Source organism: Streptomyces sp. NPDC029041, assembly GCF_040637515.1.
Classification (GTDB): domain Bacteria; phylum Actinomycetota; class Actinomycetes; order Streptomycetales; family Streptomycetaceae; genus Streptomyces.
The window spans coordinates 106,005-127,027 of sequence record NZ_JBEZWO010000002.1 but is presented as its reverse complement, the minus strand read 5'-3'; the positions used below and the strand labels follow the sequence as shown (position 1 = coordinate 127,027).

Annotated in this window: 18 protein-coding genes; 6 read left to right on the top strand and 12 right to left on the bottom strand. The window is 73.6% G+C overall.

Annotated elements, in window-relative coordinates; translation table 11 throughout:
• Positions 1-39: 39 nt before the first annotated feature.
• Complete coding sequence (locus tag AB0F04_RS04155; protein ID WP_362037575.1) at positions 40-1,137, bottom strand: MerR family transcriptional regulator; 1,098 nt, start codon at positions 1,135-1,137, stop codon at positions 40-42.
• 158 nt (positions 1,138-1,295) lie between these two features.
• Between AB0F04_RS04155 and AB0F04_RS04150 the strand changes: the two genes are divergently transcribed.
• Entirely contained in the window at positions 1,296-2,174 is an 879-nt protein-coding gene (locus AB0F04_RS04150) for a hypothetical protein (protein WP_362037573.1), read from the top strand.
• Positions 2,175-2,240: 66 nt separating this feature from the next.
• Positions 2,241-3,623, top strand: coding sequence for an MFS transporter (locus tag AB0F04_RS04145; protein ID WP_362037571.1), 1,383 nt, complete (start codon positions 2,241-2,243; stop codon positions 3,621-3,623).
• Here AB0F04_RS04145 and AB0F04_RS04140 read toward each other — a convergent pair.
• The 10 genes from AB0F04_RS04140 to AB0F04_RS04095 all read right to left on the bottom strand — a co-directional run bounded on the left by AB0F04_RS04140 (position 3,604) and on the right by AB0F04_RS04095 (position 15,483).
• Positions 3,604-4,212, bottom strand: coding sequence for a hypothetical protein (locus AB0F04_RS04140; protein WP_362037569.1), 609 nt, complete (start codon positions 4,210-4,212; stop codon positions 3,604-3,606). The genes AB0F04_RS04145 and AB0F04_RS04140 overlap by 20 nt on opposite strands.
• Positions 4,178-5,005, bottom strand: a complete 828-nt coding sequence (locus tag AB0F04_RS04135; protein ID WP_362037567.1) for an FkbM family methyltransferase — start codon at positions 5,003-5,005, stop codon at positions 4,178-4,180. Before AB0F04_RS04135 ends, AB0F04_RS04140 begins: the two co-directional genes overlap by 35 nt.
• Positions 5,002-5,223: a Trm112 family protein gene (locus AB0F04_RS04130; RefSeq protein ID WP_362037565.1), complete on the bottom strand. Its 222-nt coding sequence runs from the start codon at positions 5,221-5,223 to the stop codon at positions 5,002-5,004. Before AB0F04_RS04130 ends, AB0F04_RS04135 begins: the two co-directional genes overlap by 4 nt.
• A complete protein-coding gene (locus AB0F04_RS04125; RefSeq protein WP_362038649.1) occupies positions 5,220-6,125 on the bottom strand; it encodes a hypothetical protein in 906 nt (301 codons plus the stop codon). The genes AB0F04_RS04130 and AB0F04_RS04125 overlap by 4 nt, the downstream gene beginning before the upstream one ends.
• A 15-nt stretch (positions 6,126-6,140) precedes the next feature.
• Positions 6,141-6,887, bottom strand: a complete 747-nt coding sequence (locus tag AB0F04_RS04120; protein WP_362037563.1) for a class I SAM-dependent methyltransferase — start codon at positions 6,885-6,887, stop codon at positions 6,141-6,143.
• The gene (locus AB0F04_RS04115; protein ID WP_362037562.1) at positions 6,884-8,131 is read right to left on the bottom strand and encodes a condensation protein; all 1,248 of its coding nucleotides are present in this window, start codon (positions 8,129-8,131) and stop codon (positions 6,884-6,886) included. The genes AB0F04_RS04120 and AB0F04_RS04115 overlap by 4 nt, the downstream gene beginning before the upstream one ends.
• The gene (locus tag AB0F04_RS04110) at positions 8,128-12,303 is read right to left on the bottom strand and encodes an alpha-(1->3)-arabinofuranosyltransferase (RefSeq protein ID WP_362037561.1); all 4,176 of its coding nucleotides are present in this window, start codon (positions 12,301-12,303) and stop codon (positions 8,128-8,130) included. The genes AB0F04_RS04115 and AB0F04_RS04110 overlap by 4 nt, the downstream gene beginning before the upstream one ends.
• Positions 12,300-13,025 carry a class I SAM-dependent methyltransferase gene (locus AB0F04_RS04105; RefSeq protein WP_362038647.1) on the bottom strand — a complete coding sequence of 242 codons (726 nt, stop codon included), beginning with the start codon at positions 13,023-13,025 and terminating at the stop codon, positions 12,300-12,302. Before AB0F04_RS04105 ends, AB0F04_RS04110 begins: the two co-directional genes overlap by 4 nt.
• A 59-nt stretch (positions 13,026-13,084) precedes the next feature.
• A complete protein-coding gene (locus AB0F04_RS04100) occupies positions 13,085-14,269 on the bottom strand; it encodes a glycosyltransferase family 4 protein (protein ID WP_362037559.1) in 1,185 nt (394 codons plus the stop codon).
• A 218-nt stretch (positions 14,270-14,487) separates the two neighbouring features.
• Positions 14,488-15,483 (bottom strand): DUF3068 domain-containing protein, encoded by a 996-nt coding sequence (locus AB0F04_RS04095; RefSeq protein WP_362037557.1) that lies wholly within the window; start codon positions 15,481-15,483, stop codon positions 14,488-14,490.
• Positions 15,484-15,698: 215 nt separating this feature from the next.
• Between AB0F04_RS04095 and AB0F04_RS04090 the strand changes: the two genes are divergently transcribed.
• Together AB0F04_RS04090 and AB0F04_RS04085 are read left to right on the top strand one after the other, a co-directional pair.
• A complete protein-coding gene (locus tag AB0F04_RS04090) occupies positions 15,699-15,851 on the top strand; it encodes a hypothetical protein (protein WP_167533774.1) in 153 nt (50 codons plus the stop codon).
• Positions 15,852-15,853: 2 nt separating this feature from the next.
• On the top strand, positions 15,854-17,107 hold the full coding sequence (locus AB0F04_RS04085; RefSeq protein ID WP_362037554.1) for a helix-turn-helix domain-containing protein: 1,254 nt from the start codon (positions 15,854-15,856) through the stop codon (positions 17,105-17,107).
• Between the two features lie 19 nt (positions 17,108-17,126).
• Here the strand turns inward: AB0F04_RS04085 and AB0F04_RS04080 are convergent, their stop codons facing one another.
• Entirely contained in the window at positions 17,127-19,136 is a 2,010-nt protein-coding gene (locus tag AB0F04_RS04080) for a TerD family protein (protein ID WP_362038644.1), read from the bottom strand.
• A gap of 239 nt (positions 19,137-19,375) precedes the next feature.
• On the opposite strand from AB0F04_RS04080, the gene AB0F04_RS04075 reads away from it, so the two are divergent.
• Both AB0F04_RS04075 and AB0F04_RS04070 read left to right on the top strand, forming a co-directional pair.
• Complete coding sequence (locus AB0F04_RS04075; RefSeq protein ID WP_362037552.1) at positions 19,376-20,149, top strand: IclR family transcriptional regulator; 774 nt, start codon at positions 19,376-19,378, stop codon at positions 20,147-20,149.
• A complete protein-coding gene (locus tag AB0F04_RS04070) occupies positions 20,146-20,994 on the top strand; it encodes an SMP-30/gluconolactonase/LRE family protein (protein WP_362037551.1) in 849 nt (282 codons plus the stop codon). Before AB0F04_RS04075 ends, AB0F04_RS04070 begins: the two co-directional genes overlap by 4 nt.
• Positions 20,995-21,023 lie beyond the last annotated feature (29 nt).

Sequence of the window (21,023 nt, the reverse complement as noted above, 5' to 3'; positions counted from 1 at the left end):
AGAAACGTGCGCCCCGGGGGCGGTCCGCGCACCCGGGTCCTAGAGGCCCGCGTGAACCGTCGTCTCCACGACGTCCGCCACCACACAACTGACGTTGTCCGGACCGCCCGCCGCGTTCGCCGCCTCGACCAGGGCCCGCACCGTCTCGTCGGGGGAGGCGGGCGAGGCGAGGAGCTCCAGGACGCGGGCGTCGGGGACGACGCCCGACAGGCCGTCGGAGCAGAGCAAATAGCGGTCGTCGGGCCGGGTCTCGTGCAGCAGGCGGAGGTCCGGGGCCGCGCCGGACCCGCCTCCGGTCAGGGCTTTCAGGAGCAGGGCCCGCTCGGGGTGGGAAGCCGCCTCCTCCGGCGTCAGCCGGCCCTCGTCGACCATCGACTGGACCATGGTGTGGTCGTGCGTGATGCGGAACAGTTCACCGTCGCGCAGCAGATAGGCGCGGGAGTCGCCGATGTGCACCAGTGCCGGCCGCGACCCCGTCCACAGCAGGGCCGTCAGGGTCGTGCCGATGTCGTCGGAGCCGTCGGCGACGTCCCGTACGGCCTGTTCGGCGCCCCGTACCGCGTCCTCCAGGAGGTCGAGGACACCACCGGCGGGGACCTCGTCGGTGTCCAGGAAGCGGAGCGCTTCCACAGCGGCACTGCTCGCGGGTGCGCCCGCCGGTCCGAAGCCGTCGGCGACGGCGAGCAGCCGGGCGCCCGCGTAGGCGGTGTCCTGGTTGGCGGGGCGCACGCGGCCGGTGTCCGAATGGGCGGAGTAGCGCAGTTCCAGCATGGCGGTGTCCTTCCCGGGCCCGTCCGGGCCCGTCGTCAGGTGATCGACCAGGAACGCGGCGAGGTCGCGCCGGACCGCCGTCTCCGCCTCGACGCGCGCCCAGTAGGCGCGGATCTCACGGGCGGCGGTCGACGCGTCGCGGTCGCGCAGGAGGCACACCCGGCGGATCTCGGCCAGCGGCATGCCCAGCCGCCGCAGCCACGCCACCAGCCGGGCCTGCTCCAGCTGCGCTGCCGCGTAGTACCGGTATCCGGTGTCCGGGTCCACGCGGGCGGGCCGCAGCAGGTCCAGTTCGTCGTACAGGCGCAGCGCCTTCGGCGAGAGCCGGCACGCCTTCGCGAACGCGCCGATCGTGAGCATGGCCATCCGTCCCACCGTTCCCGCGCCCCGCGCGCTCGTCCGTTCCGCCACCGATGCTGGGGCTTCACCGAAGGTGAAGGTCAAACGGGGTGTCCCGGTTCCGGACGGGATTGCTAGCCTGCGACGGACATCGACCCGATCGTCCGTACGAGGAGGGAGTCGCCGTGGCCGGCACCCCGCGCATCGCCGTCGTCACCTACGACCCCCGCGGCGAGCAGCACAAGGACCGGGACCTTCCGGTGCTGGTGGACGCGCTGCGGGAAGCCGGGGCCGATGCCGTGGCCGTCGCCTGGGACGACCCGGGCACGGACTGGTCCGGGTTCGATCTCGCCCTCCTTCGCTCCACGTGGGACTACAGCTGGCGCGCCGCGGAGTTCACGGCGTGGGCCGAGCGGTGCGCCGAGGCGACCCGGCTCGCCAACCCGGTCGGCGTCGTGCGGTGGAACGCCGACAAGCGCTACCTCGGGCAGCTCGCCGAGGCCGGAGTGCCCGCCGTGCCCACCCGGTACTTCGCTCCCGGCGACCCCGTCGCCCTGCCCGCCGACCGCGAGTACGTCGTCAAGCCGGCTTCCGGAGCCGGTGCCCGGTACGCCGCCCGCTACCCGGCCGGGGAGCGGGACGCCGCCGCACGGCAGGTCGAGCGCATGCACGCCGAGGGGTTCACCGTCATGGTGCAGCCCTACCTGAGCGGCATCGACACGCACGGCGAGCGCGCCCTGCAGTTCTTCGGCGGGCGTCTGCTGCACGCCAGCGTCAAGGGCGCCGTGCTCGCGCCGGGTACGCCGTACGACGCCGACAAGGTCGCCCATCCCGACCTCCGCCCCTGGGAGCCGACCGCGGCCGAACGGGCCGTCGCCGAGCGGGCGCTGGCCGCCGTCCCCGGGGAAGCCGAACTGCTGTACGCGCGCGTGGACCTCGTCACCGGGCCGGACGGTGAGCCGTGCGTGATGGAGCTGGAGCTGATCGAGCCGAACCTGTTCCTGGGGCTGCACCCGGACTCGCTGCCGAGGGTCGTGCGGGCGGTGCTGGCCGCCGCCGGCTGAGCACGGCACGCGGGGCATACGCCCGCTGACGTCCCGTGATGCGGCTTTTGGTGTAGTGGTAGGGCCATGCCCTCCGAGCGACAGTCCTGGGCGCCGCTGCTGGCGGTGTGCGCCGGGTACTTCATGGTGATCCTGGACGTGACGGTCATCAACGTCGCCGTGCCGGTGATCGGGCGGGAGCTGTCGGCCTCGCTCACCGGCATCCAGTGGATCACCGACGGGTACACGCTGGTCTTCGCCGGGTTCCTGCTGACGGGCGGGGCGCTGGGGGACCGGCTGGGCAACCGGCGGGTCTTCTGCTGGGGCGTGGTGGTGTTCACCGCGTCCTCGGCGGCCTGCGCGCTCGCGCCCGGCGCGTCCTTCCTGGTGGTGGCCAGGCTGGTGGAGGGGCTCGGTGCGGCGCTGATCGTGCCGGGGTCGCTGGCCCTGCTCCAGCAGTCCTACCCGCGGCCGGAGGCCCGCTCGCGGGCCTTCGGGCTGTGGGGCTCGATGGCGGGCATCGCGGCCTCCGCCGGGCCGCTGCTGGGCGGACTGCTCGTCTCCACGGTCGGGTGGCGCTGGGTGTTCCTCATCAACCTGCCCGTCGGCGCGGCCTGCCTGGCGCTGACCCTGCGGCACGTGGCCCGCTCACCCCGGCGTGCCGCCCGGGCCCTGGACCTGCCCGCACAGGTGGCGGTCCTCGCCGCGGTGGCCCTGCTGACCGCGGCCCTCAACGAGGCCGGGCGGCGCGGCTGGTCCGACCCGGCCGTCCTCGCCGGGCTCGGTCTGGCCGTCCTGGCCGCCGCGGCCTTCGCCCTGCGCGAGCGGCTGGCCCGGTCCCCGGCCCTGCCGCTGGGCCTGCTGCGCTCCCGCACCCTGAGCGGCGGGGCCCTCATCGGCCTGCTGTTCAACTTCGGCTTCTACGGCATGGTGTTCACCGCCAGCCTGGAGTTCCAGCACCAGCGCGGATACAGCGCCCTCGGCACCGGTCTCGCCCTGTTCCCCGCGGTGGCCATGACCATGTTCGCCTCGGTCCTGTCCGGGCGGCTGTCCCGCCGCACCGGCGACCGGCCCCTGGTCGTCTCGGGCATGCTCCTGGCCGCACTGGGGCTGGCCGGCTGGGCCGCGGCCGGCACCGACCCCGCCTACGGGCTCCTGGTGCTGCCGATGATGGCGGCCGGTTTCGGCACGTCCTTCGCCCTCACCGGCTCGACCGCCACCGTCATGGGCGCCGCGCCCCCGGCCTACTCCGGAGCCGCCTCCGCCCTGTTCAACACCACCCGCCAGGTCGGCAGCGCCACCGGCGTCGCCCTCGGCGGCAGCCTGCTCGCCTCGGCCGCGAGTTACGGGGCGGGGATCCGGACGAGCATGGGCATCGGGGCGCTCGCCTATGTGACGGCGGCGGCCCTGGCATGGAGGTGCGTGCCGGTGAAGCAGCGGCCGGTGTCCCTCAGCTCCGAGGCCCGCTGACGGACACCCGCTGCACCAGCCCCCAGGTGAACTCCGCGACGGCCTCCCGCAACCTCCCGTGCGCGTCCGGCGCGGTGAACGCCAGTCCCCACCGGGTCGGTGCCGTGCCCTCCAGGGGACGGGCCGGGGCGAAGGCACGGGCCGCCTCGTCGACCGTGCAGGACCAGGGGGTGAGGTCGTCCAGGGTGCGCAGCTCCGGCCCCGTCGCGCCCGGGGCGCGGACCAGCCACTCGTTCCACACGGCACGGTTCGGGGCGGCCAGCACCTCGAAGCGCAGATCCGGCCAGAGGGGCACGGGCCACAGCCACGCCTCGCAGTCGAGATCACCGATCCGGCGCGGCGTACGGGACTCCGGCTCGCCCAGCACCGACCGGTACCGGGAAAGGGGTGCCCGGGAGCGCGGGGAGCGGACCATCGCCTGCCAGCGCTTGTTCGCCTCGCGCATGTCCGCGATGGACACCCCCAGCTCATGGCGGGCGTCCTCCACCAGCCCGGGGTTGTGGTCGGCCATGCGGCGCAGCAGCACCAGCTGGAAGTCGAGCGGGGTGAAGGGGCTAGCCGGGGGCTTTCCGGAGGGCATGGGACCCATCGTCGCCCACCGGGGCCCTGCCGGGGCGGCGGCCGTCGGGCAGGAACAGCACGGAGTTGACGTAGCGCGGGCCCCGCAGGAGCGGGGAGGGCAGGACGCGGCGGAGCAGGCCGTGGGAGACGACGTAGGAGGCGCGGGCCTGGTGCTGCTCCAGCGGGAACTTCGCCAGCGGCACCCACGTGTCGCCGGGCAGGACCCAGCCGTCGTAGCCGAGCAGGGACAGGTAGGTCACCACCGGCGCGATCGGCTGGATGCGGGACTCCAGCTCCACGAAGAGGGCCGGGCGGTCACGGGCCAGCAGACCCGTGGCTCCGCGCAGCACCGCGGGCTCGTTGCCGTCCACGTCGATCTTGATGAAGCCGACGTCGCGCAGACCGAGTTCGTCCAGCGTGACGCAGTGCACGTCCAGCGCGCGGCCGTGGATGTCGCGCCGCACCAGCGAGGACACGCCCCGGTCGCCCGCGTCGTCCGGCGGCAGCCACAGCCGGGCGATGCCCGGCCGGTCCGAGGCGGCCGCGCGGACCACCCGGACGTTCGGCGGGGCGGCGGCTGCCAGCAGCCGGGCCAGATGGGGCACCGGCTCGATGGTCACGACCTGCTCGGCGAGGCCGGACAGGCGGTGCGTCCAGGGCCCGTACCAGCCGCCCACGTCCACCGCCGTACGGCAGCCCGGCGGGCAGAGCTCGGCGAGCCGGGCCAGCTCCGGTTCGAACCGGGGGTAGAGCGCCCGGGCCGTCGCGGCCACCAGGCGGGTGGGCAGCAGGGGCGCGACGCGGGCCGCCAGGCCGGTCACGGTGCCATCCTCTTGAGGAGTTCCTCGTGCTCGTCGTCCGGCACCTGTTCGCCCGACGACGGCAGCAGCTGCGGAATGCCGTCGGTGACCGGGTAACGCCGGTGCAGGCGCGGGTTGTACAGCGCCTCCTCCCGCCCGGCCTCCTCGGCCAGCAGGTGCAGCGGACCCTTGTCGATCGGGCACGCGAGGATCTTCAGCAGCGGGTCGTCGGGCTTCACGGTGAGGTCAGCTCCTTGGCGGGTGGGGAGGGTTGGGGAGAAGCGTCGTGCTTGGGCATGGTCAGCAGCACGGCCACCGCCAGGGCCGTGCCCGCCACCCGCAGCGCGAGCCGCAGCGGCTCGTCCGGCAGGGCCTCGCCGAACGACAGCGTGCCGAGCACCGCCGTGAACAGGCTCGTCACGGTCGTGCACACCGGCACGATCAGCGAGGCCCGGCAGCGCTGCAGCGCCGCCTGCGACATCACCAGGCCGAACGCACCGGTGAACAGCAGGAGATACGGATAGGGGGAGGCCAGCAGGCCCAGCACCGCGCCGCCGACCCCGTCGGTCGTCAGACGACTGGAGACCCCCTTGATGGCCAGCGAGCTGACCCCGTACAGCAGGCCCACCGCGACGCCGTACTCGACGCCGGTCGTCGGGCGCCGGTGCCGGTTGCGGGCTCGCCGCTCGGCGGAGCCGTACAGCCACACCCCGGCCGCCAGCGACGGCACGCACACCAGCAGGATCAGCTGGTAGGGCGCGTCCTGGCTGACGGTGTCCGCGCCCTCGCGCAGCGACAGCACCACCATCAGCAGGGCCAGCAGGATCGCGCCCAGCGCGTACCGCTCCCGGCCGGAGGTCTCCTCGCCGAGCAGCCGCGCGGACAGCAGCACGAGCAGCACCAGCCCGGAGACGAAGATGCCCTGCGCGGCGGCGATCGGCAGGGTGCGGTAGACGACGAGCTGCGCGGCGAAACCGGCGGCCAGGGCGAGGGACCCGCCGATCCACAGGGGGCTGCCGAGGACGAGGCGCAGCAGCCGGGCCGGCCGGCGGATCGTCACCTCGGGCAGGGCGGTGAGCGCCCGCTTCTCCAGCACGAAGCCCAGGCTGTACAGGGTGTTCGCCAGCAGGGCCGCGGCCACTCCCCACCACATGGGCTACGTCCTCCTGGCGTGCAGCAGCAGGATCGAGGCGAGCTGCGGCCGGGCACAGGCCAGCCGGTCCAGCGGCCGCAGCGGGCGCGGCACGCCGTGGAAGGGGGCTCCTTCGAGCCGTACGACGGTGAAGCCGGACGCGGCGACGAACTCCCTGAGAGCCCGGGCGGTGTAGAGCCGCAGGTGCCCCACGACCTCCTCGCCCGGGCGGCCGTGGATGCCGCGCAGGCTGACCTCCGAGAACACCGGCTGCACCCCGGCCAGCAGCAGGCCGCGGTTGTACCAGGCGGCCAGGTTGGGTGTGGACAGCATCAGATGACCGCCGGGGCGCAGGATCCGCCGGATCTCGTCGAGGGCCGCGTCCGGATCGACGAGGTGCTCGATGACCTCGCTGAACAGCACGGCGTCCGCCGAACCGGACGCGAACGGCAGCCCCCCGCCGGTCAGTTCGCCGCGCACCGCGTACGGGATGCGGGTGCGGGCGCGGCGCAGGGCGTCCTGGGACCAGTCGACGCCGATGACGCGGTGGCCGGGCAGGAGCGGGGCGGCGGTGGCGGCGGCGGTACCGTCCCCGCAGCCGATGTCGAGGATCGTCTGCGGGCTCGCGGTCGCCGGGCCGCTCAGGGCCCGCGCGAGCATGCGGGCCTGGCGGAGGCTGCGCGGGGTGCCGGAGGCGACGGGCACGGCGGGATTCTCGTAGAAGTCGCGCAGGTCGCGGGGCGGGCCGCCGGTTGTGGCCGGTGCTGTCACGGGGTCACCTCCGTGGTGTGCAGGTAGTGCTCGAAGAGGTCGCGGAGGCGGTCGCCGTCGCCGCTGCTGAGCAGGGCTTTCGACCAGCGCAGGGCCAGGTGGAGGCGGCCGGCCGTGGAGGCGGTGGTCACCGTCAGGCCCCGCGGCATCCGGGCCGGGGCGGAGAACCAGACCGCGTGCGCCCGGCCCGCCTCCTCCCCGAAGTCCAGCGGGTAGGGGATACGGCCGATGTTGCTGAGCAGGGTCGTCGACGTCCAGGGCGCGGCGGCCCGGCGCAGGGTCCGGGTGAGGGCCGCGCGGGCCGCGACGGGCGCCCAGGGGGCGGTCAGCAGGGCGGCGCCGTGGCCGAGCTGGGGACGGGGCAGGGACTTGAGCGCGCGGGTCCGCTCCGCGGTGCGCCGCAGCAGGGCCGGCATGTCGGTGACGTCCAGTTCCCCCGGCGCGAAAGGGACTTCCACCAGGCGGGTGCCGTTGCCGATGGGCATCGTCGTGTCGCGGGGGCGGTCGTCCACCGGCATCGTGATGCGCAGGGGGCGGGGGCGGGCGCCGTGCTCCCGGTTCCAGTGGGCGATGGTCAGGGCCGTGGCCACCATGAGCTGGTCGTTGACGGTGTACGGGGAACCCTTGGGGCGGTGTGGGAGGGGCAGCTCGGCGACGAGCATGCCGTTGCCCGGGGAGGGGTCGGGCGTGCCGTGCGCCACCCGCGCCGGGGGCGACCAGCCGGCCGGGGTGTCCGGGGGGTCCTGCCGGGGTTCGGCGGGGCGGGTCGGGGGCGCCGCCGGGGCGTTGTCCCGGCCGCCGTACAGCTCGGCCGCCGTGGCCAGGATGCGCAGGCAGGCCGGGCCGTCCAGGGCCGTGTGGTTGATGGTGAGGAGGAGGACCGAGTCCACCACCTCCAGCCGGATCGGCGGGGACTTCGACAGGGGAGGGGCGTGGGTGAGGGCCCGGGCCCTGGCGTCCCGCAGGGCTCGCGGGCCCGGCGGGACGAAGGTCACCACCTCCACATCGGGTTCCGGCGTCAGCTCCCACTCGTACTGCCGCCGGTACCAGGGCCCTGGCGCCTCCCGCATCAGGATCCGCGGATGCCGGTGCAGCGCTTCCAGGAACGCCTTGCGCAGCCGCCCCTGGTCGAGAGGGCCGGGGAGGTGGACCTCGATGTGGACGGTCTCCGGTTCCGCCTCCTGGAGGCAGTGCCGGGACACCTCGTCCACCACCGGGAACGGGATGCGCACCGGTGCCGTCATACGGTCTTGCCCTCCCCGGTGTCCGTCCTCGGCAACCGCCGCGTCGGTGCCTCCGCGGGCGGCGGCCCCTCGCGCAGGCTCACCAGCCCCGCGAACAGGCCGGTCAATGCCAGCAGTTGGGCCAGGTGCCCGAACGCGCCCTCGCCCGCGCCCACCGGCTCCCCGGCGCCGAAGGCCGCGGCGATCCCGGCTCCGGCCAGGGCGGCGAACGCGATCGGCACCAGCAGGGTGTGCCGTCGCGCGGCGAGCAGCGCCAGCGCCGGGACCAGCAGCGCGAACCAGCCCGCGATCACCACCCCGACCAGCGTCAGCGCCACCGTGCCCAGCCACAGCCCGGGCAGCGGCGGAGCCGGCTGGGGCGCGTCGGGGTTGGGCGCGCGGCGCCGCCACAGCGCCAGACCCAGCAGGACCGCGATGCCGGCGCCGCTGCCGATCAGGGCGGCGTCGTACGTCACGGCCGGCTCGTAGGACAGCTTCACCGCGCCGCCCGCTCCGGCCGGGACCCGCCAGCCCTGCTGCCAGCCGTCCAGTCGCACCGGGGTCAGCTCCTTGCCGTTCAGCGTGGCCCGCCAGCCGTCGTTGAAGTTCTCGTACGTCGTCAGGTACGAGGCCGCGCCCGAGCCGACCGTCACCTCGCGCCGGTCGCCCAGCCAGTCCCGGATCCGCAGGTCACGCCCGGCCGCCGCGGCCTCGGGGATCGTGCCGCGGGTCAGCGTCACGTCCGTCAGCGCGAGCGGGCCCGCGTCTCCGCCCTCCAGGCGGTGTTCACCCGCGTCGAGACGCACCTCGGTGTCGACGCGGCCCTCCTGGCAGAGCGTCACCTCCACGCCCCGCCGCTCGACCAGGTCCCGTACGGTCCCCTTCGCGCCCGTGCGGTACAGCTCGCCGTCCAGTGCCACCACCGGACCCTTGCCGCAGGGCAGGGAGAACGTCCGGGTGCCGTCCGGCTGCGGGGTGCGGTACTGGTCGAGGGAGGGGATGTAGGCCTCCGTGAGGCCGACCGGGAGGCGCAGGTCCTCGTCGGCGACCGGGTTGTGCAGGGTCAGCGGGGCCGTCCCGGTGACGGTGATGTCGAGCCGGTCGGTGGTGATCGGCGGGAAGCGGACCCAGCCGTTCTTGTCGGCGCCGGCGATGGCCGCGCCGTCCGGGGAGCTGATGTGCACCTCGGACGCGCGGGCGGACAGACCGCCCGCGGGAGCCAGGACCAGTTCGCCGACCGGCTGCTTGCCCTCCCAGCGCAGGTGGATCGTCGGCCGGTCGCCCGCGATCCACGCCGTCGTCAGGTCGCCGTCGGTGAGGTTGCGTGCCGCGAGGCCCGCGCCGAGGCTCGCCGTGGAGTCGGCGGTGGCGACGATCCGGGACTGCTGCTCGGGCGCCACCTCGTAGAGCAGCTCGTCGAGTTCCGCGCCCGGCACGGGCACCGCGCTCGCCTTCACCTCGTACGTCCCGGCGGCCGGGGTCGTGAAGCGGCGGTGCAGTCCGGCCTCGGTGCCCGTCGCGGACAGGCCCGTGGGGTCGGACGCGCGGTGCAGGGAGACGACGGTCGCGGCCGCGGTGGAGTCCTCGGCGTCCGCCGGGAGCCGCAGCAGCCGTGTCACCTGCACGTCCGGCAGGCCGATCTCGGAGAAACCCGCGCCGGTCAGCCCGGACCTGCGCTCCACGGAGTCGACGATCGTCAGCTTCATCCACCGCGTCGCCCCCTCGGGCGCCTTGATCCGCTGGGTCGTGCCGTTGGGCTGCAGGAAGCTCGTCCGCTCGCCCTTCTCGGTCTCCACCCGCACCTTCGTCGCCGCCGCCCGCACGCTCTGCTGCGGCAGCGGAGTCACCTTGAAGGAGGACGGCATGTCGTAGCGGCCGGTGAAGCCGATGCGCAGCCACTGCCCGTCCGGCGTGTCCGGCGCGCCCTCCGCCCAGGCGGTGTCCGGGTTGCCGTCGAAGGCGTTCACCGGGTCGTACTGCGGCAGGTGGAACAGCCAGTTGCCGTACGAGGACGCCGACACCGAGCGGGCGCCGCGCAGTTCGGCCACCGTCTGGTGATCGGCGCCCTCGGCGGGCAGGATCTGGCGCGGCTTCTCGCCCGGGTCCTGGAGGGCGTCCGGCGCGTTGCGCTCGTCGCGCGTGTACGTGTACGACGTACCGGCGTTGACCAGCCCGAACCGGGTGTCCGCCCGCCGCAGCCCGTCGCCCAGCACCTGCACGGCGGGGGTGCCGAGTCCCGGGTGGTTGTCACCGGTGAGGACGGTCGCCCGGCCGCGCAGCCGCTCCGCCAGCGGCAGCAGCGCCTCGGGCCCGCCGGACACCACGGCCGTGTCGGCGACCGGGGCGAGTCCCGCCTGCCCCGGCCGGACCACGTCCGCACCGGCCGGCCGGTAGATCTCCACGGCCCGCCGGCGCGGGTACAGTCCCTCGACCTGGAGCGGCGCGTCCTGCGCGATCCGGCCACCGGTCATCACCGGCCCGAGGCCCGTCACCCGCTCGTACCCCGACTGCTCCAGGGTGCGCTTGACGGTCGTGGTGGGTACGTAGCCGATCTGGTCGGGGTCGAGGTCGTTGCGCACGACGACGTAGTACAGCCCGGCCCGGCTCAAGTAGTCGGCCAGGCCCGGCACTTCGGACCCGGACATCAGGGCCTGCTCGACGGCGTCCATCGCGCGCCGGTTGCCGGGCGTGCCGAACGGCACGTAGTCGCGCTGCGCCCACCGCGACTCGGCGAGCACGTCGAGCGGCTGGTCCACGGGGGCGCCCCAGGTGTACAGGCCGTGCGCGGTCGCCGGGACGACCAGGGCACGCGAGTCGGGCGAGTACGTCTCCAGCCAGTCGGCCGTGGCCTGCCAGTACGTGGGCAGCTTCCGGAACGAACCCGGGTTGAGGATCGAGCCGTTGAGGTACGGCCACAGCAGCCCGGGCAGGATCAGCACGGCCGCGACCAGTGGGGCGAAGCGCCGCCCGCGCACCTGCCGGGCCCCGCGCGGCTCGGCGGCCACCCCCACCAGGTGCGCCAGGCCCAGCACGAGCGCCAGCGCCACACCGGCCTGGAACTTGTAGATGTTCCGGAACGGCGACAGCCACCCGTCCAGCCAGCCCTGCACGACCCCGTGGAACGGCGCCCCGAACGCCCCGCCGTACCCGGCGAGCAGCACCAGCGCAGCCACCAGCACCGTCAGCACCAGCCACCGCCGCTCGGGCATGTCCCGCCGGGCCAGTCCGGCGAGGCCGAGCCCGGCCGCGAGCGCCGAGCACACGATCACGACGACGGCGGACGCCACGGCCCAGCCGGCCGGCAGCCACGCCTCACCCAGGTGCAGATAGGCGACCCAGTTCCCGGCGCCGCGCAGCGCCTCGGTCGCCGACATGGTGTCCGTGGTCGTCCGCGCGGTCTCGATATAGGGGAGGAAGTTCTCGCCGTAGACCCCGAGCAGCAGCAGCGGCACCCACCACCAGGCGGTCACCACGAGCACGGCCGGAGTCCACCAGGCGATCAGCTTGCGCTGCCGCGGGCCGGGCGGCCGGGACAGCAGATACAACCCGACCGGCAGCAGGGAGGCCAGCGTCGCCGACGCGTTCACCCCGCCCATGAACGGCACGAGCAGCGCCGACCGCAGGGCCGCGACCCGGGCGGCGTACCGCTCGTTCGTCAGCGGCAGCAGCACCCACGGCAGGAAGGCGCCGGGCAGTGCCGCGGCCGACGTCGACCCGATGACGGTGGTGAACACCGGCCACAGCGCATAGGCCACCGCGCCCAGCAGCCGGGATGCCCCACTGCCCACGCGCAGCCGCTCCGCCAGCCGCAGCGCCCCCCAGAAGGCCACGGACACGATCAGCGACAGCCACAGCCGCTCCGCCAGCCACACCGGCAGCCGCAGAAGGTCGCACAGCCAGTAGAACGGCAGCATCGGCCACAGATAGCCGACGTACTGGTCCTGGATCCCGCCGAACCCGGCCCGGTCGTGCCACAACTGGCCCAGATCGGCGAGGAACTGCCCCGGATCGACCGTGACCCCGAGCTTGGTGTCGAAGGTCTGCCGTCCCGGCTGCACCGCGAGGAACAACACGAACACCACGGCCCAGAAACCCAGCAGCCAGCGCCGCGACCGCGGGCCGTCGGGCGGGCCCGCGGTGGTCGCGGTGGTGGGGACGGCCGCCGGGGGAGGAGCCTGGACCGTGGTTGTCATGTAGGACACCGCCGCAGAATGAGAAGGAGGTTCCAGGTGGCGAACTCGCGGATGCCGGGCGCCTTGACGACGGTCTCCGCGAGGAAGGGCCAGTAGCGGGAACGCGCCGAGACGATGGTGACGTCGTCGCGGGCGCGCACCCGCCGCAGGGTGGGGCCGATGTGCACCGCGAAAAGGTTCTCGCCGAGGGTGTGCTTGGCCGGCTTGCCGGTCCGCCGCACGTAGCGGGCCCGGGCCCGCTCGGCGCCGAACCAGTGCCACGGGGCCCACTCGTGCCCGCCCCACGGCGACAGCCAGTTGGTGAACGACACGTAGATCAACCCGCCCGGGCGGGTCACCCGGGCCAGCTCGCTGAGGAACGTCTCCGGATCGGCCACGTGCTCCAGCACGTTGGAGGAGAAGGTGACGTCCGCGACGCCGTCCCTCAACGGCAGCAGGTACCCGTCGGCGACGACGGCCGAGTCGGGGGGCTTCTCACCGAGCTCGGTCAAGTCGGGCTCGAAGAGGAACGCGTGCGCCCCGCGCCGCCGGAACTCCTCGGTGAAGTACCCGCTGCCGCCGCCGACATCGAGGACGGTGCGCCCGGCGACGGGACCGTCGTAGGCCTCGACCTGATCGGCGGCGTCGCGGGCGAGCAGCGCGTAACAGCTCTCGGGATCGTCCTGCTCGTGGAGAAAGGCACGGAACAGGGCGAGGGATCGCCGGAACGAGGGGTCCTTCACCGTGGTCAGGGGGCGCTGGGCTGCGACATGTGCGGCTCCGCCGCGTGGGCGCGGCCGCCTCACGACCCCCAGCTCCTCACCGCCTCCGCGGCCACCACCCGGAACTGCCGCACCGTCCGGTCCCACCGGAACTGTGCCGCCCGCTCGCGCGCCGCCTTGCCCATCAGCTCCCGCTCCCGCCCCGACAGGGTCAGCGCACACCAGGCCGCGGCGAACGAGGACTCACCGCGTGCGAGGACGCCGGTCTCCCCGTCCACCACGGAGTCCTTGAGCCCCGGCACGTCGAAGGCCACACTCGGCGTCTGCCGGGCCGCGGCCTCCGTGACGACGAGACCCCACCCCTCCACCGCCGAGGGGTGCAGCAACAGCCAGGCGGCGCACAGCAGCCGGTGCTTCTCGGCCTCCGTCACGTACCCGGTGAACTCCACACCCGGACCGGCGAGCCGCTCCAGCCGCTCCCGCTCGGGCCCGTCACCGACGATCACCAGCCGGCCGCCGGTCACCGGCCGCACCCGCTCCCAGAGGCGCAGCAGCAGATCGACCCGCTTGTACTCGACCAGACGCCCGACGGCCACGAACAACGGCTCGGCGGAGCGCTCGGCCCTCGGGCCCGGCTCCTCGACCCCGTTGTGCACGACCCTGATGCGGTCCCGCTCGACGCCGATCGCCCGCAGCGCGTGGGCGGTCGAGGAGGACACGGCGACGAGCAGGTTCCGCTGCTGCGCCCCCGTCAGGGCCCAGTGTTCGAGTCTTCGGCCGATCCGCGCCGCAGGTGCCAGCGGCCCGCCGAAGCGCATCTTCCACAGGTCCGTGTGGACGTGGTTGACCAGACACAGGGTGGGCCCCCGGTGCCACAGCGGCGCCAGGTACGGCATGCCGTTGCACACCTCCACCAGCAGGTCGCAGTCGCCGACCCGGCGGGTGAAGGCCGATCTCGCGCGCAGGTAGTGCCCGTACGGGCCGCCCGCGGACACGACCCGGTAGTCACGCCGGGCGGCGGGCCCCCCGCACAGCAGGGTCACCTGGTGACCCAGGCGGGTCAGGCCGTCGGCGAGCCGGTCGACCAGCAGCTCGGAGCCGCCGGCGGACGGGTTGTCCAGATCACGATGGGCGAGGAAGACGATCCGGCGCGGATGTGGGGGGAGCGCCGGGGGGTGCTGCGCGCTGGGGGACGCGGCGCGCTGGGGGTCCCCCCGCTCGAGCGAAGCCGAGAGTGGGGGAGGGGACGGTACGTGCTGGGGCATGGGTGCTCCAACTCGTCTCGGGGTGCGGAACTCAGGGTGGGGAAAACGTGGGGGTGTGGTCGTCACGGAGGGGTCGGCCCGTGGGGAGCCTGAGCTCTTCCGGGGAGGGGAGTGTGGACGGGATGTGCTCGGGTGGGGTTGGACAGTTTTCGCCCGGACGTTCGTCACGGCTACTCACCGACGTGACAATTTCGGGCTTTGTTCGAGCTGACGGCACATCACTTCGTGAGGGTGGGCTGGGGTGTATCGGGCCTTTCGGTCGCAACGGGGCTCTCCGGCTCCTTCCGCCCACGCGCCACGAGAACGCCACCCACCACGGCGAGCACGAAGCCGGCCGCCGCGGCCCCGATCGGCAGCGTCGTGCCCACCAGCCGCAGCTGCCCGCTGTCCCGCTTCGCCTGCCGTACCGCTTCCTTCTGCGTCGCGGTGGTGAACGAAACCTTCCGGCTGTCCAGCAGCACCGCCGCGTCCTTCTTCGCGCCCGGCGCCCGCAGGGTCCGCCGCGGGCCGGTCTGCGCGTAGATCACGCGGCCCGTCGCCTGGTCCACGACCAGCTCGAAGCCGTGGTTGGAGTACCACTCCTCGGCCAGCACCTGCGGCCGGTTCGGCTGGTCGACGAGGCTGCCGGGCACCATGCGCGTGCCGGTCCTCGTCGGCGGCACGGACCCGGTGAACCTGTAACCGGAGTAACCCTGGATCTTCGCGGTGCCCCGGTAGCGCAGCACGACCGTGTCGCCGAGGGTGTTGTCCCACCACTGGTAGGAGCGTTTCTGCACGTCGAAGGGGAACTTCAGATACGCCTCGCCCTCGATGTAGGGCTTCTCCCCGCAGCAGTGCACCGGCCGCGTGGTCGTCCGGTCCATCACCCAGCGGTGCGGCACGAAGTCCAGTGCGTCGTGCGGATCGGCGGCCGGCAGGGACTTGTCGGTGTCGACCGTGGTCGTCACGTCCCAGACGGCGTTGCCGCTGCGTTCGCTGTCCTCGACGTTGCCCCGCACCCGCTGGGTCACGGTGATCTTCCGGTCGGGCACCGTCTCGATCCGGTCGGTGTCGAAGACGCTGCCCCGGCCGGTGTAGACGGCGGTCGTGTCGATGTCGATCGGGTTGACCGCGGCACGCGGTTCCACGTACCAGGCGAGCAGCGGCGCCAGCACCAGCAGGAACGTGCCGAGACCCAGCAGGACCAGGGAAAAGGGAGAGGTTGTACGGCGCATCCGGGCACTCCAGTGGCTTGGGGCGGCTCGACGTACGAGAGGGCCGGCACGGCGGCGGGATGCGCACGTGCGGCTGGGCCGGGAACCGTAGGCGGCTCTTGACGGGGTGTCAATGCTTGTCGAGACTGGGGCGCGACAGGCAGGGACGGGGTGCCGGGGTGGGGCAACCTCCGGACGATCTCCGGGCGAATCCGGACAGAGAGGCTGACCCTGCGATGTCGAGACTGCTCGCTGCCGCGCTGACCGTCGCGCTCGCCGCCGCCCTCGCCGTGGGCGCCGCGCTGGGCGTGGTCGCGCTGCTCGAAGCCACACCCGACCAGCCGAACACCCCCCTGATCACGTACGAGCAGACAGGGCAGGGGAGTTGACCGTGACGGCCGCCCGCACCGCAGCCGCCCTCCCCACGCGCTCGGCCTGGCACGACGTACCGCGCTACCAGGTGCGCCGGTTCGCCGCGATCGCCATGGCCGAGGCGCCCGCACTCGCCGAGGAGATCCTCCGCGAGATCCAGCGCGAGTACCCGCACCTGCCCGTCGTCCTCGACGACTCCGGCGAGCCGATGGCCCTGGTCGGTATCCGCCGCGCCATCGAGGTGTTCGTGCAGCACCTGGAGCACTCGGAGGGACGGCCGACCGTCCCGCCCGGGGTCTTCCAGGACTTCGGCCGCGGCGAGGGCCTCAACGGCCGCTCCCTCGACTCCCTCCAGGCCATCTACCGCATGGGCGTACGCCTGGCCTGGCGCCGCTTCGCCGACATCGGCCAGCGCGTGGAGATCCCGCCTCCGGCGATGTACGAACTCGTCGACGCGGGCTACGAGTACCTGGACGGCCTGGTCGACCAGTCCGTACGCGGCTACGCCGAGGCCGCCGCCCGCCAGGCCGGGGAACGCCTGCGCCTGCAGCGCCGCCTCATGGAGCTGCTCCTCGCCGAGCACCACCGCGGCGACCCGGCCGAGGCCCTGACCGAACGCGCCGCCCGCATCGGCTGGCCCTTACCGGCCAAGGTCGCGGTGGGCGTGCTGCTCCGCCCGGCCCGCGAGGCGATGGCCCCCGCGGTCGGCCAGGGCGTCCTGCTCGACATGGAGTACGAGCAGCCCCGCATGGTCGTGCCCGAGCCGGACGCGGCGGGCCGCCCCGAGCTCATGCACCGGGCTCTGGCCGGCTGGTCCGGTGCGATCGGCCCACCGGTCCCGCTCACCGACGCGGCGAAGTCGCTGCGCTGGGCGGAGGCCGCGGTCCGCCTGATGGAACGGGACCTGCTCCCCTCCGGAGAGGTCCTCTACTGCACCGAACACACCGAGGCCCTGGTCCTCCTCCAGCCCGAGGAACTCATCGACGACCTGGCCCTGCGATGCCTGGCCCCCCTCACCCACTGCGGCCCCACCCACGGCCGCCGCCTCGCCGAGACCCTCCTGGCCTGGCTGGAAACCCGCGGCGGCGCCCCGGAGGTCGCCACCCGCCTCGGCGTCCACCCCCAGACCGTCCGCTACCGCCTGCGCCAGATCCGCGAACTGTGGGGCGACGAGATGGACGACCCCGACCGCCGCTTCGAACTGGAACTGGTGCTGCGGGCACAGCGGCTGCGGGGGGAGCTGGGGGTGACACGGGGGCGGCGTGCCCGGTGAGCAGCGCCGCCCCGGCGGGTCACACCGTGGCCCGCTCCTTCCCCGCGGAGCGCCCGGAAGCCGGGGCGTCCAGGTGCACCACCACGGAGGTGTAGAAGCGGTGCACGGCGTCGTCGACGCTGCGGATGAAGCCGGACTCGGCGCTGCCGCGGCCGCTCCCCATGCCCTTGAAGAGAGACAGCCGGAATCCGGTGATGCGGGTCGAGCCGTCCTTCGGGAGCAGGTCCGCGGGTTCGGGACGCAGCCGCTCCAGAGTGCCCCGCGGGCCGCCCGTCTCGCCCTCCACCAGCGTCTCCACGTGCAAGTCCGCCGGTGCCTCGGCGAGGCGGCGGACCAGGCGTTTGGCCCAGGTCAGGGGATAGCCCTGCTCGGGTGCGGGGATCTCCACCGACGTGCGCAGCTTGGCGGTCCGCAGATCGGCGCTGATGGTGAGCAGACCGGGCGCGCCCTCGACACGCAACTCCGCCTGGAGCCGGCCTTCCACGCACAGTTGGTCGGCCAGGCGGGCGCGGCGGGCCCCAGGGTCGGTACCACGCCGGGTGCGCTGGGCGGGCAGCACCTTCTGCCCGAGCTCGCCCCCGAGCCGCAGGCACACCTGCCGGATGAGCCGTTCCCAGCTCTCCACGACCTCCAGGGCGCGCGGGTCGCCTTGGCAGAGGGTCTCGTCACCGATCCCGCTGCGTACGGGCACCCAGGCCGCGCCCATGTTCTGGAAGCCGTGACAGCCGGAGTTGTCGTGCTGGAGGTAGTGCAGCAGATCCTGGAGCAGCCAGGTGCGCGCCGCGTTGCCGACGCCCTCGTGCCGGATGAGCATCTGGGCCTGATGGGCCACTTCGGCCCACGACAGGTGCCAGAGCGCCACCTGGTGCTTGCGCCGCCGGTCGATTTTCACGTCGACCAGGGGGCTGCCCTCCAGCGCCACATCGTTCGACAGGGTGATCACGGCCTCGTAGCCACGCCGGGCCGCGATGTCCATGTAGGCCTGCACCTGGTCGGACTTGAGGGGGTTGCCGTTGGTCTTGGTCTCGACGAGTGCCGTCCACAGCTTGCCGGCGCGCTCGACGCGGATCACCCCGTCCGGGCGCCGGGGTGTGTCGCCGTGCGGCAGGGAGACTTCGGTGAACGTCTCCATCCGGCCGGACGGAGCGCCGAAGGGAGCGGTGATGCGTCTGCCGAACCGGGGCACCTGGGCCATCACCGACAGCAGCACCGACGTGGCCCGCGTCTCCCGGTCCCGGTCGTTCTTGAGCGCTGACACCGGAAAGAGGCGAGCCTGCCTCCAGGTCTCGTTCTCCGCGAGGCTCCTGGCGGGCGGCCTGGGTGGTGCGACCTTCTTCTTGGCCGTCCGGGGCCGGGCTGTCCGCTTCTTCGGCGCGGCCACCTCCTCGGCCGGTGGACGCGGTGCCGGAACCGCCTCCAGTGTCGTCGGCGGCGGAGCGTCGGCGGTGCCGGCGGCGGGCTCCTCGGCCGCCTCCGTCGCGGGTTCCGTCTCGTCGTCCTCGATGTCGACGCCGAAGTCCGTCGCCAGCCCCGCCAACCCGCTCTCGTAGCCCTGACCGACGGCCCGGAATTTCCACTCCGTGCCCCGCCGGTACAGCTCACCGAAGATGATCGCGCTCACCTGGCCGGCGTCCTCGATGACGAACCGGAGGAGGTTCTCTCCGCCCGCGTCGGCCAGCGTCACCTTCAGGTCGTCCAGTTCACCGAAGCGCGCCCCCTCGTAGCGGCTCGCGGCGACGACGACCCGCTCCACCTCGGCCGGGACCGCGGTGAGGTCGAAGCTGATGCGGTCCTCGCTGCCGTCCCCCGTCGGCTCTTTGCCGAGCAACTGCACGCTGCCGTCGGCGGCCACGGGGTTGTTGTAGAAGTAGAAGTCGGCGTCGCTGCGTACCTTGCCGTCGCCGTTCAGGCACAGGACGGACACGTCGGCGTCGCCCTCCCCGGTCGGGCTGGTCCAGCCCAGACTCACGATCGCGGAGCCGACGTTCTCGCTCAGGTCCGTTAAGGACACGTTCGAGCCCATGGTCATGTCACGCACGGAAATCCCCCCACCTCTGCGACACGTGTGACGTGTCGCACACCGGAACTTTAATGTGCGCACCACGTGCATGGGGGGTGCTCGTGGGTTTCCGTGCACCGGGGCTCCGCCCATTGCCCGGGCATACCTTCATGGCTAGCCTGTGTTCGTCATGCCGATCGCCTGTTGATATCTCGAACACCGGGATCCGGAACACAGGCGCCTGAGACGTATAAGGGAGGGGGCCGGTCGTGGGACGCCTCGTACCAGCCGTGACCCGGGCTCTCGACATTCTCGAGCTCTTTCTCGACGGGGACGGGACGCTCTCCGCCCCCGACATCGTGCGCAGGCTCCAGCTGCCGCGCACCACCGTGCACGAACTGGTGACCACGCTCGCCGCCCGGAAGTACATCGTTCCGGTGCCCGGCCAGCCCGGACGCTACCGGCTCGGCGTGCGCCCGTACCAGCTCGGTGCCCGCTACTCCGAGCAGCTCGACCTCGCGGCCGAGGGGCAGCAGGTCGCCCGGTCCGTCGCCGAGACCTGCGACGAGACCGTGCACGTGGCGATCCTCGAGGACACGGACGTCATCTACATCGCCAAGGTCGACTCCACGCACGCCGTGCGGATGGTGTCGGCGGCCGGGCGCAGGCTGCCCGCCCACTGCACCTCCGTCGGCAAGATGCTGCTGGCCTCCCTTCCGGAGCCGGAGCTCGCCGCGCGCATCCCCGACAGCGCCGAGCTGGTCGCGATGACCCCCAACAGCATCACCGACCCGGCCGCCCTGCGCGAGGCCCTGGCCGAGATCCGTGAGCGGGGCCTGGCCGTGGAGAACCGCGAGTCCAACCCGGACGTGTCCTGCGTGGCCGCGCCGGTCCGCGACCGCACGGGGCAGGTCGTCGCCGCCCTGTCGATCTCCGTGCCCATGATCCGCTGGAGCGAGGAGCGCCGGGCCGAGCTGGAGCAGCTCGCCGTCAAGGGCGCCGCCGAGCTGTCCGAGCACCTCGGTCACCGGGGCGTGGCATGACGACGCCGTACGAGGTCGCGGTGCGTGCGGAGGCCGAGCTGGGGGAGGGCCCCACCTGGGACGCGGCGACCGGCCGGCTGCTGTGGATCGACATCCTCGGCTCCCGCCTGCACACCTACGACCCGGCCACCGGGCGCCGCACCCTGCGCCGCACGCAGCAGCACATCGGCGCCGTCAAGCCCCGCACCGGCGGCGGACTGGTGCTGAACCTGCGTGACGGGGTCGGCCTCCTCGACCCCGACGGCACCTTTCGCTGGCTGCACCACGAGCCGGTCCCCGGCCGCCGCGCCAACGACGCCGCCGTCGCGCCCGACGGCGCCCTGTGGGCGGGCACGATGCGCTACGACGAGGCGCCGGGAGGCGGCACGCTGTCCCGCGTCACCGGCGACGGCACGGCCGAGGTCGTGCTCGGCGACGTGGCCGTCAGCAACGGCACGGGGTGGAGCCCCGACGGGCGGCTCATGTACTACGTCGACTCCCCGACCCGGCGCCTCGACGTCTTCGACTACGCGGACGGGCGGATCTCCGGGCGGCGGACCCTCGCCGAGATCGAGGAGAGCGCGGGCTTCCCCGACGGGCTGGCCGTGGACGCCGAGGGATGCGTGTGGGTCGCCCTGTGGGAGGGGTCGGCGGTACGGCGCTACACCCCCGACGGTGAGCTGGACCGGGTGATCGAGCTGCCGGTGCCGCTGGTGACGGCGTGTGCGTTCGGCGGGGACGGGCTGACCGACCTGTACGTGACGACGGCCCGGGTGGGGCTGACCGAGCCGCCCGCACTGGCGGGATCCCTGTTCGTGGTGCCCGGGGCGGGCAAGGGACTGGCACAGCCCGCGTTCGCCGGCTGACGGGAGACAGGGGCAGGGGACCGGCACGC

Excerpts from the sequence above, each read along its gene's own strand:
- AB0F04_RS04155 (WP_362037575.1), bottom strand. The coding sequence starts at position 1,137 with ATGGCCATGCTCACGATCGGCGCGTTCGCGAAGGCGTGCCGGCTCTCG.
- AB0F04_RS04145 (WP_362037571.1), top strand. The coding sequence starts at position 2,241 with ATGCCCTCCGAGCGACAGTCCTGGGCGCCGCTGCTGGCGGTGTGCGCC.
- AB0F04_RS04140 (WP_362037569.1), bottom strand. The coding sequence starts at position 4,212 with ATGGGTCCCATGCCCTCCGGAAAGCCCCCGGCTAGCCCCTTCACCCCG.
- AB0F04_RS04115 (WP_362037562.1), bottom strand. The coding sequence starts at position 8,131 with ATGACGGCACCGGTGCGCATCCCGTTCCCGGTGGTGGACGAGGTGTCC.
- AB0F04_RS04110 (WP_362037561.1), bottom strand. The coding sequence starts at position 12,303 with ATGACAACCACGGTCCAGGCTCCTCCCCCGGCGGCCGTCCCCACCACC.
- AB0F04_RS04100 (WP_362037559.1), bottom strand. The coding sequence starts at position 14,269 with ATGCCCCAGCACGTACCGTCCCCTCCCCCACTCTCGGCTTCGCTCGAG.
- AB0F04_RS04095 (WP_362037557.1), bottom strand. The coding sequence starts at position 15,483 with ATGCGCCGTACAACCTCTCCCTTTTCCCTGGTCCTGCTGGGTCTCGGC.
- AB0F04_RS04090 (WP_167533774.1), top strand. The coding sequence starts at position 15,699 with ATGTCGAGACTGCTCGCTGCCGCGCTGACCGTCGCGCTCGCCGCCGCC.
- AB0F04_RS04080 (WP_362038644.1), bottom strand. The coding sequence starts at position 19,136 with ATGACCATGGGCTCGAACGTGTCCTTAACGGACCTGAGCGAGAACGTC.
- AB0F04_RS04070 (WP_362037551.1), top strand. The coding sequence starts at position 20,146 with ATGACGACGCCGTACGAGGTCGCGGTGCGTGCGGAGGCCGAGCTGGGG.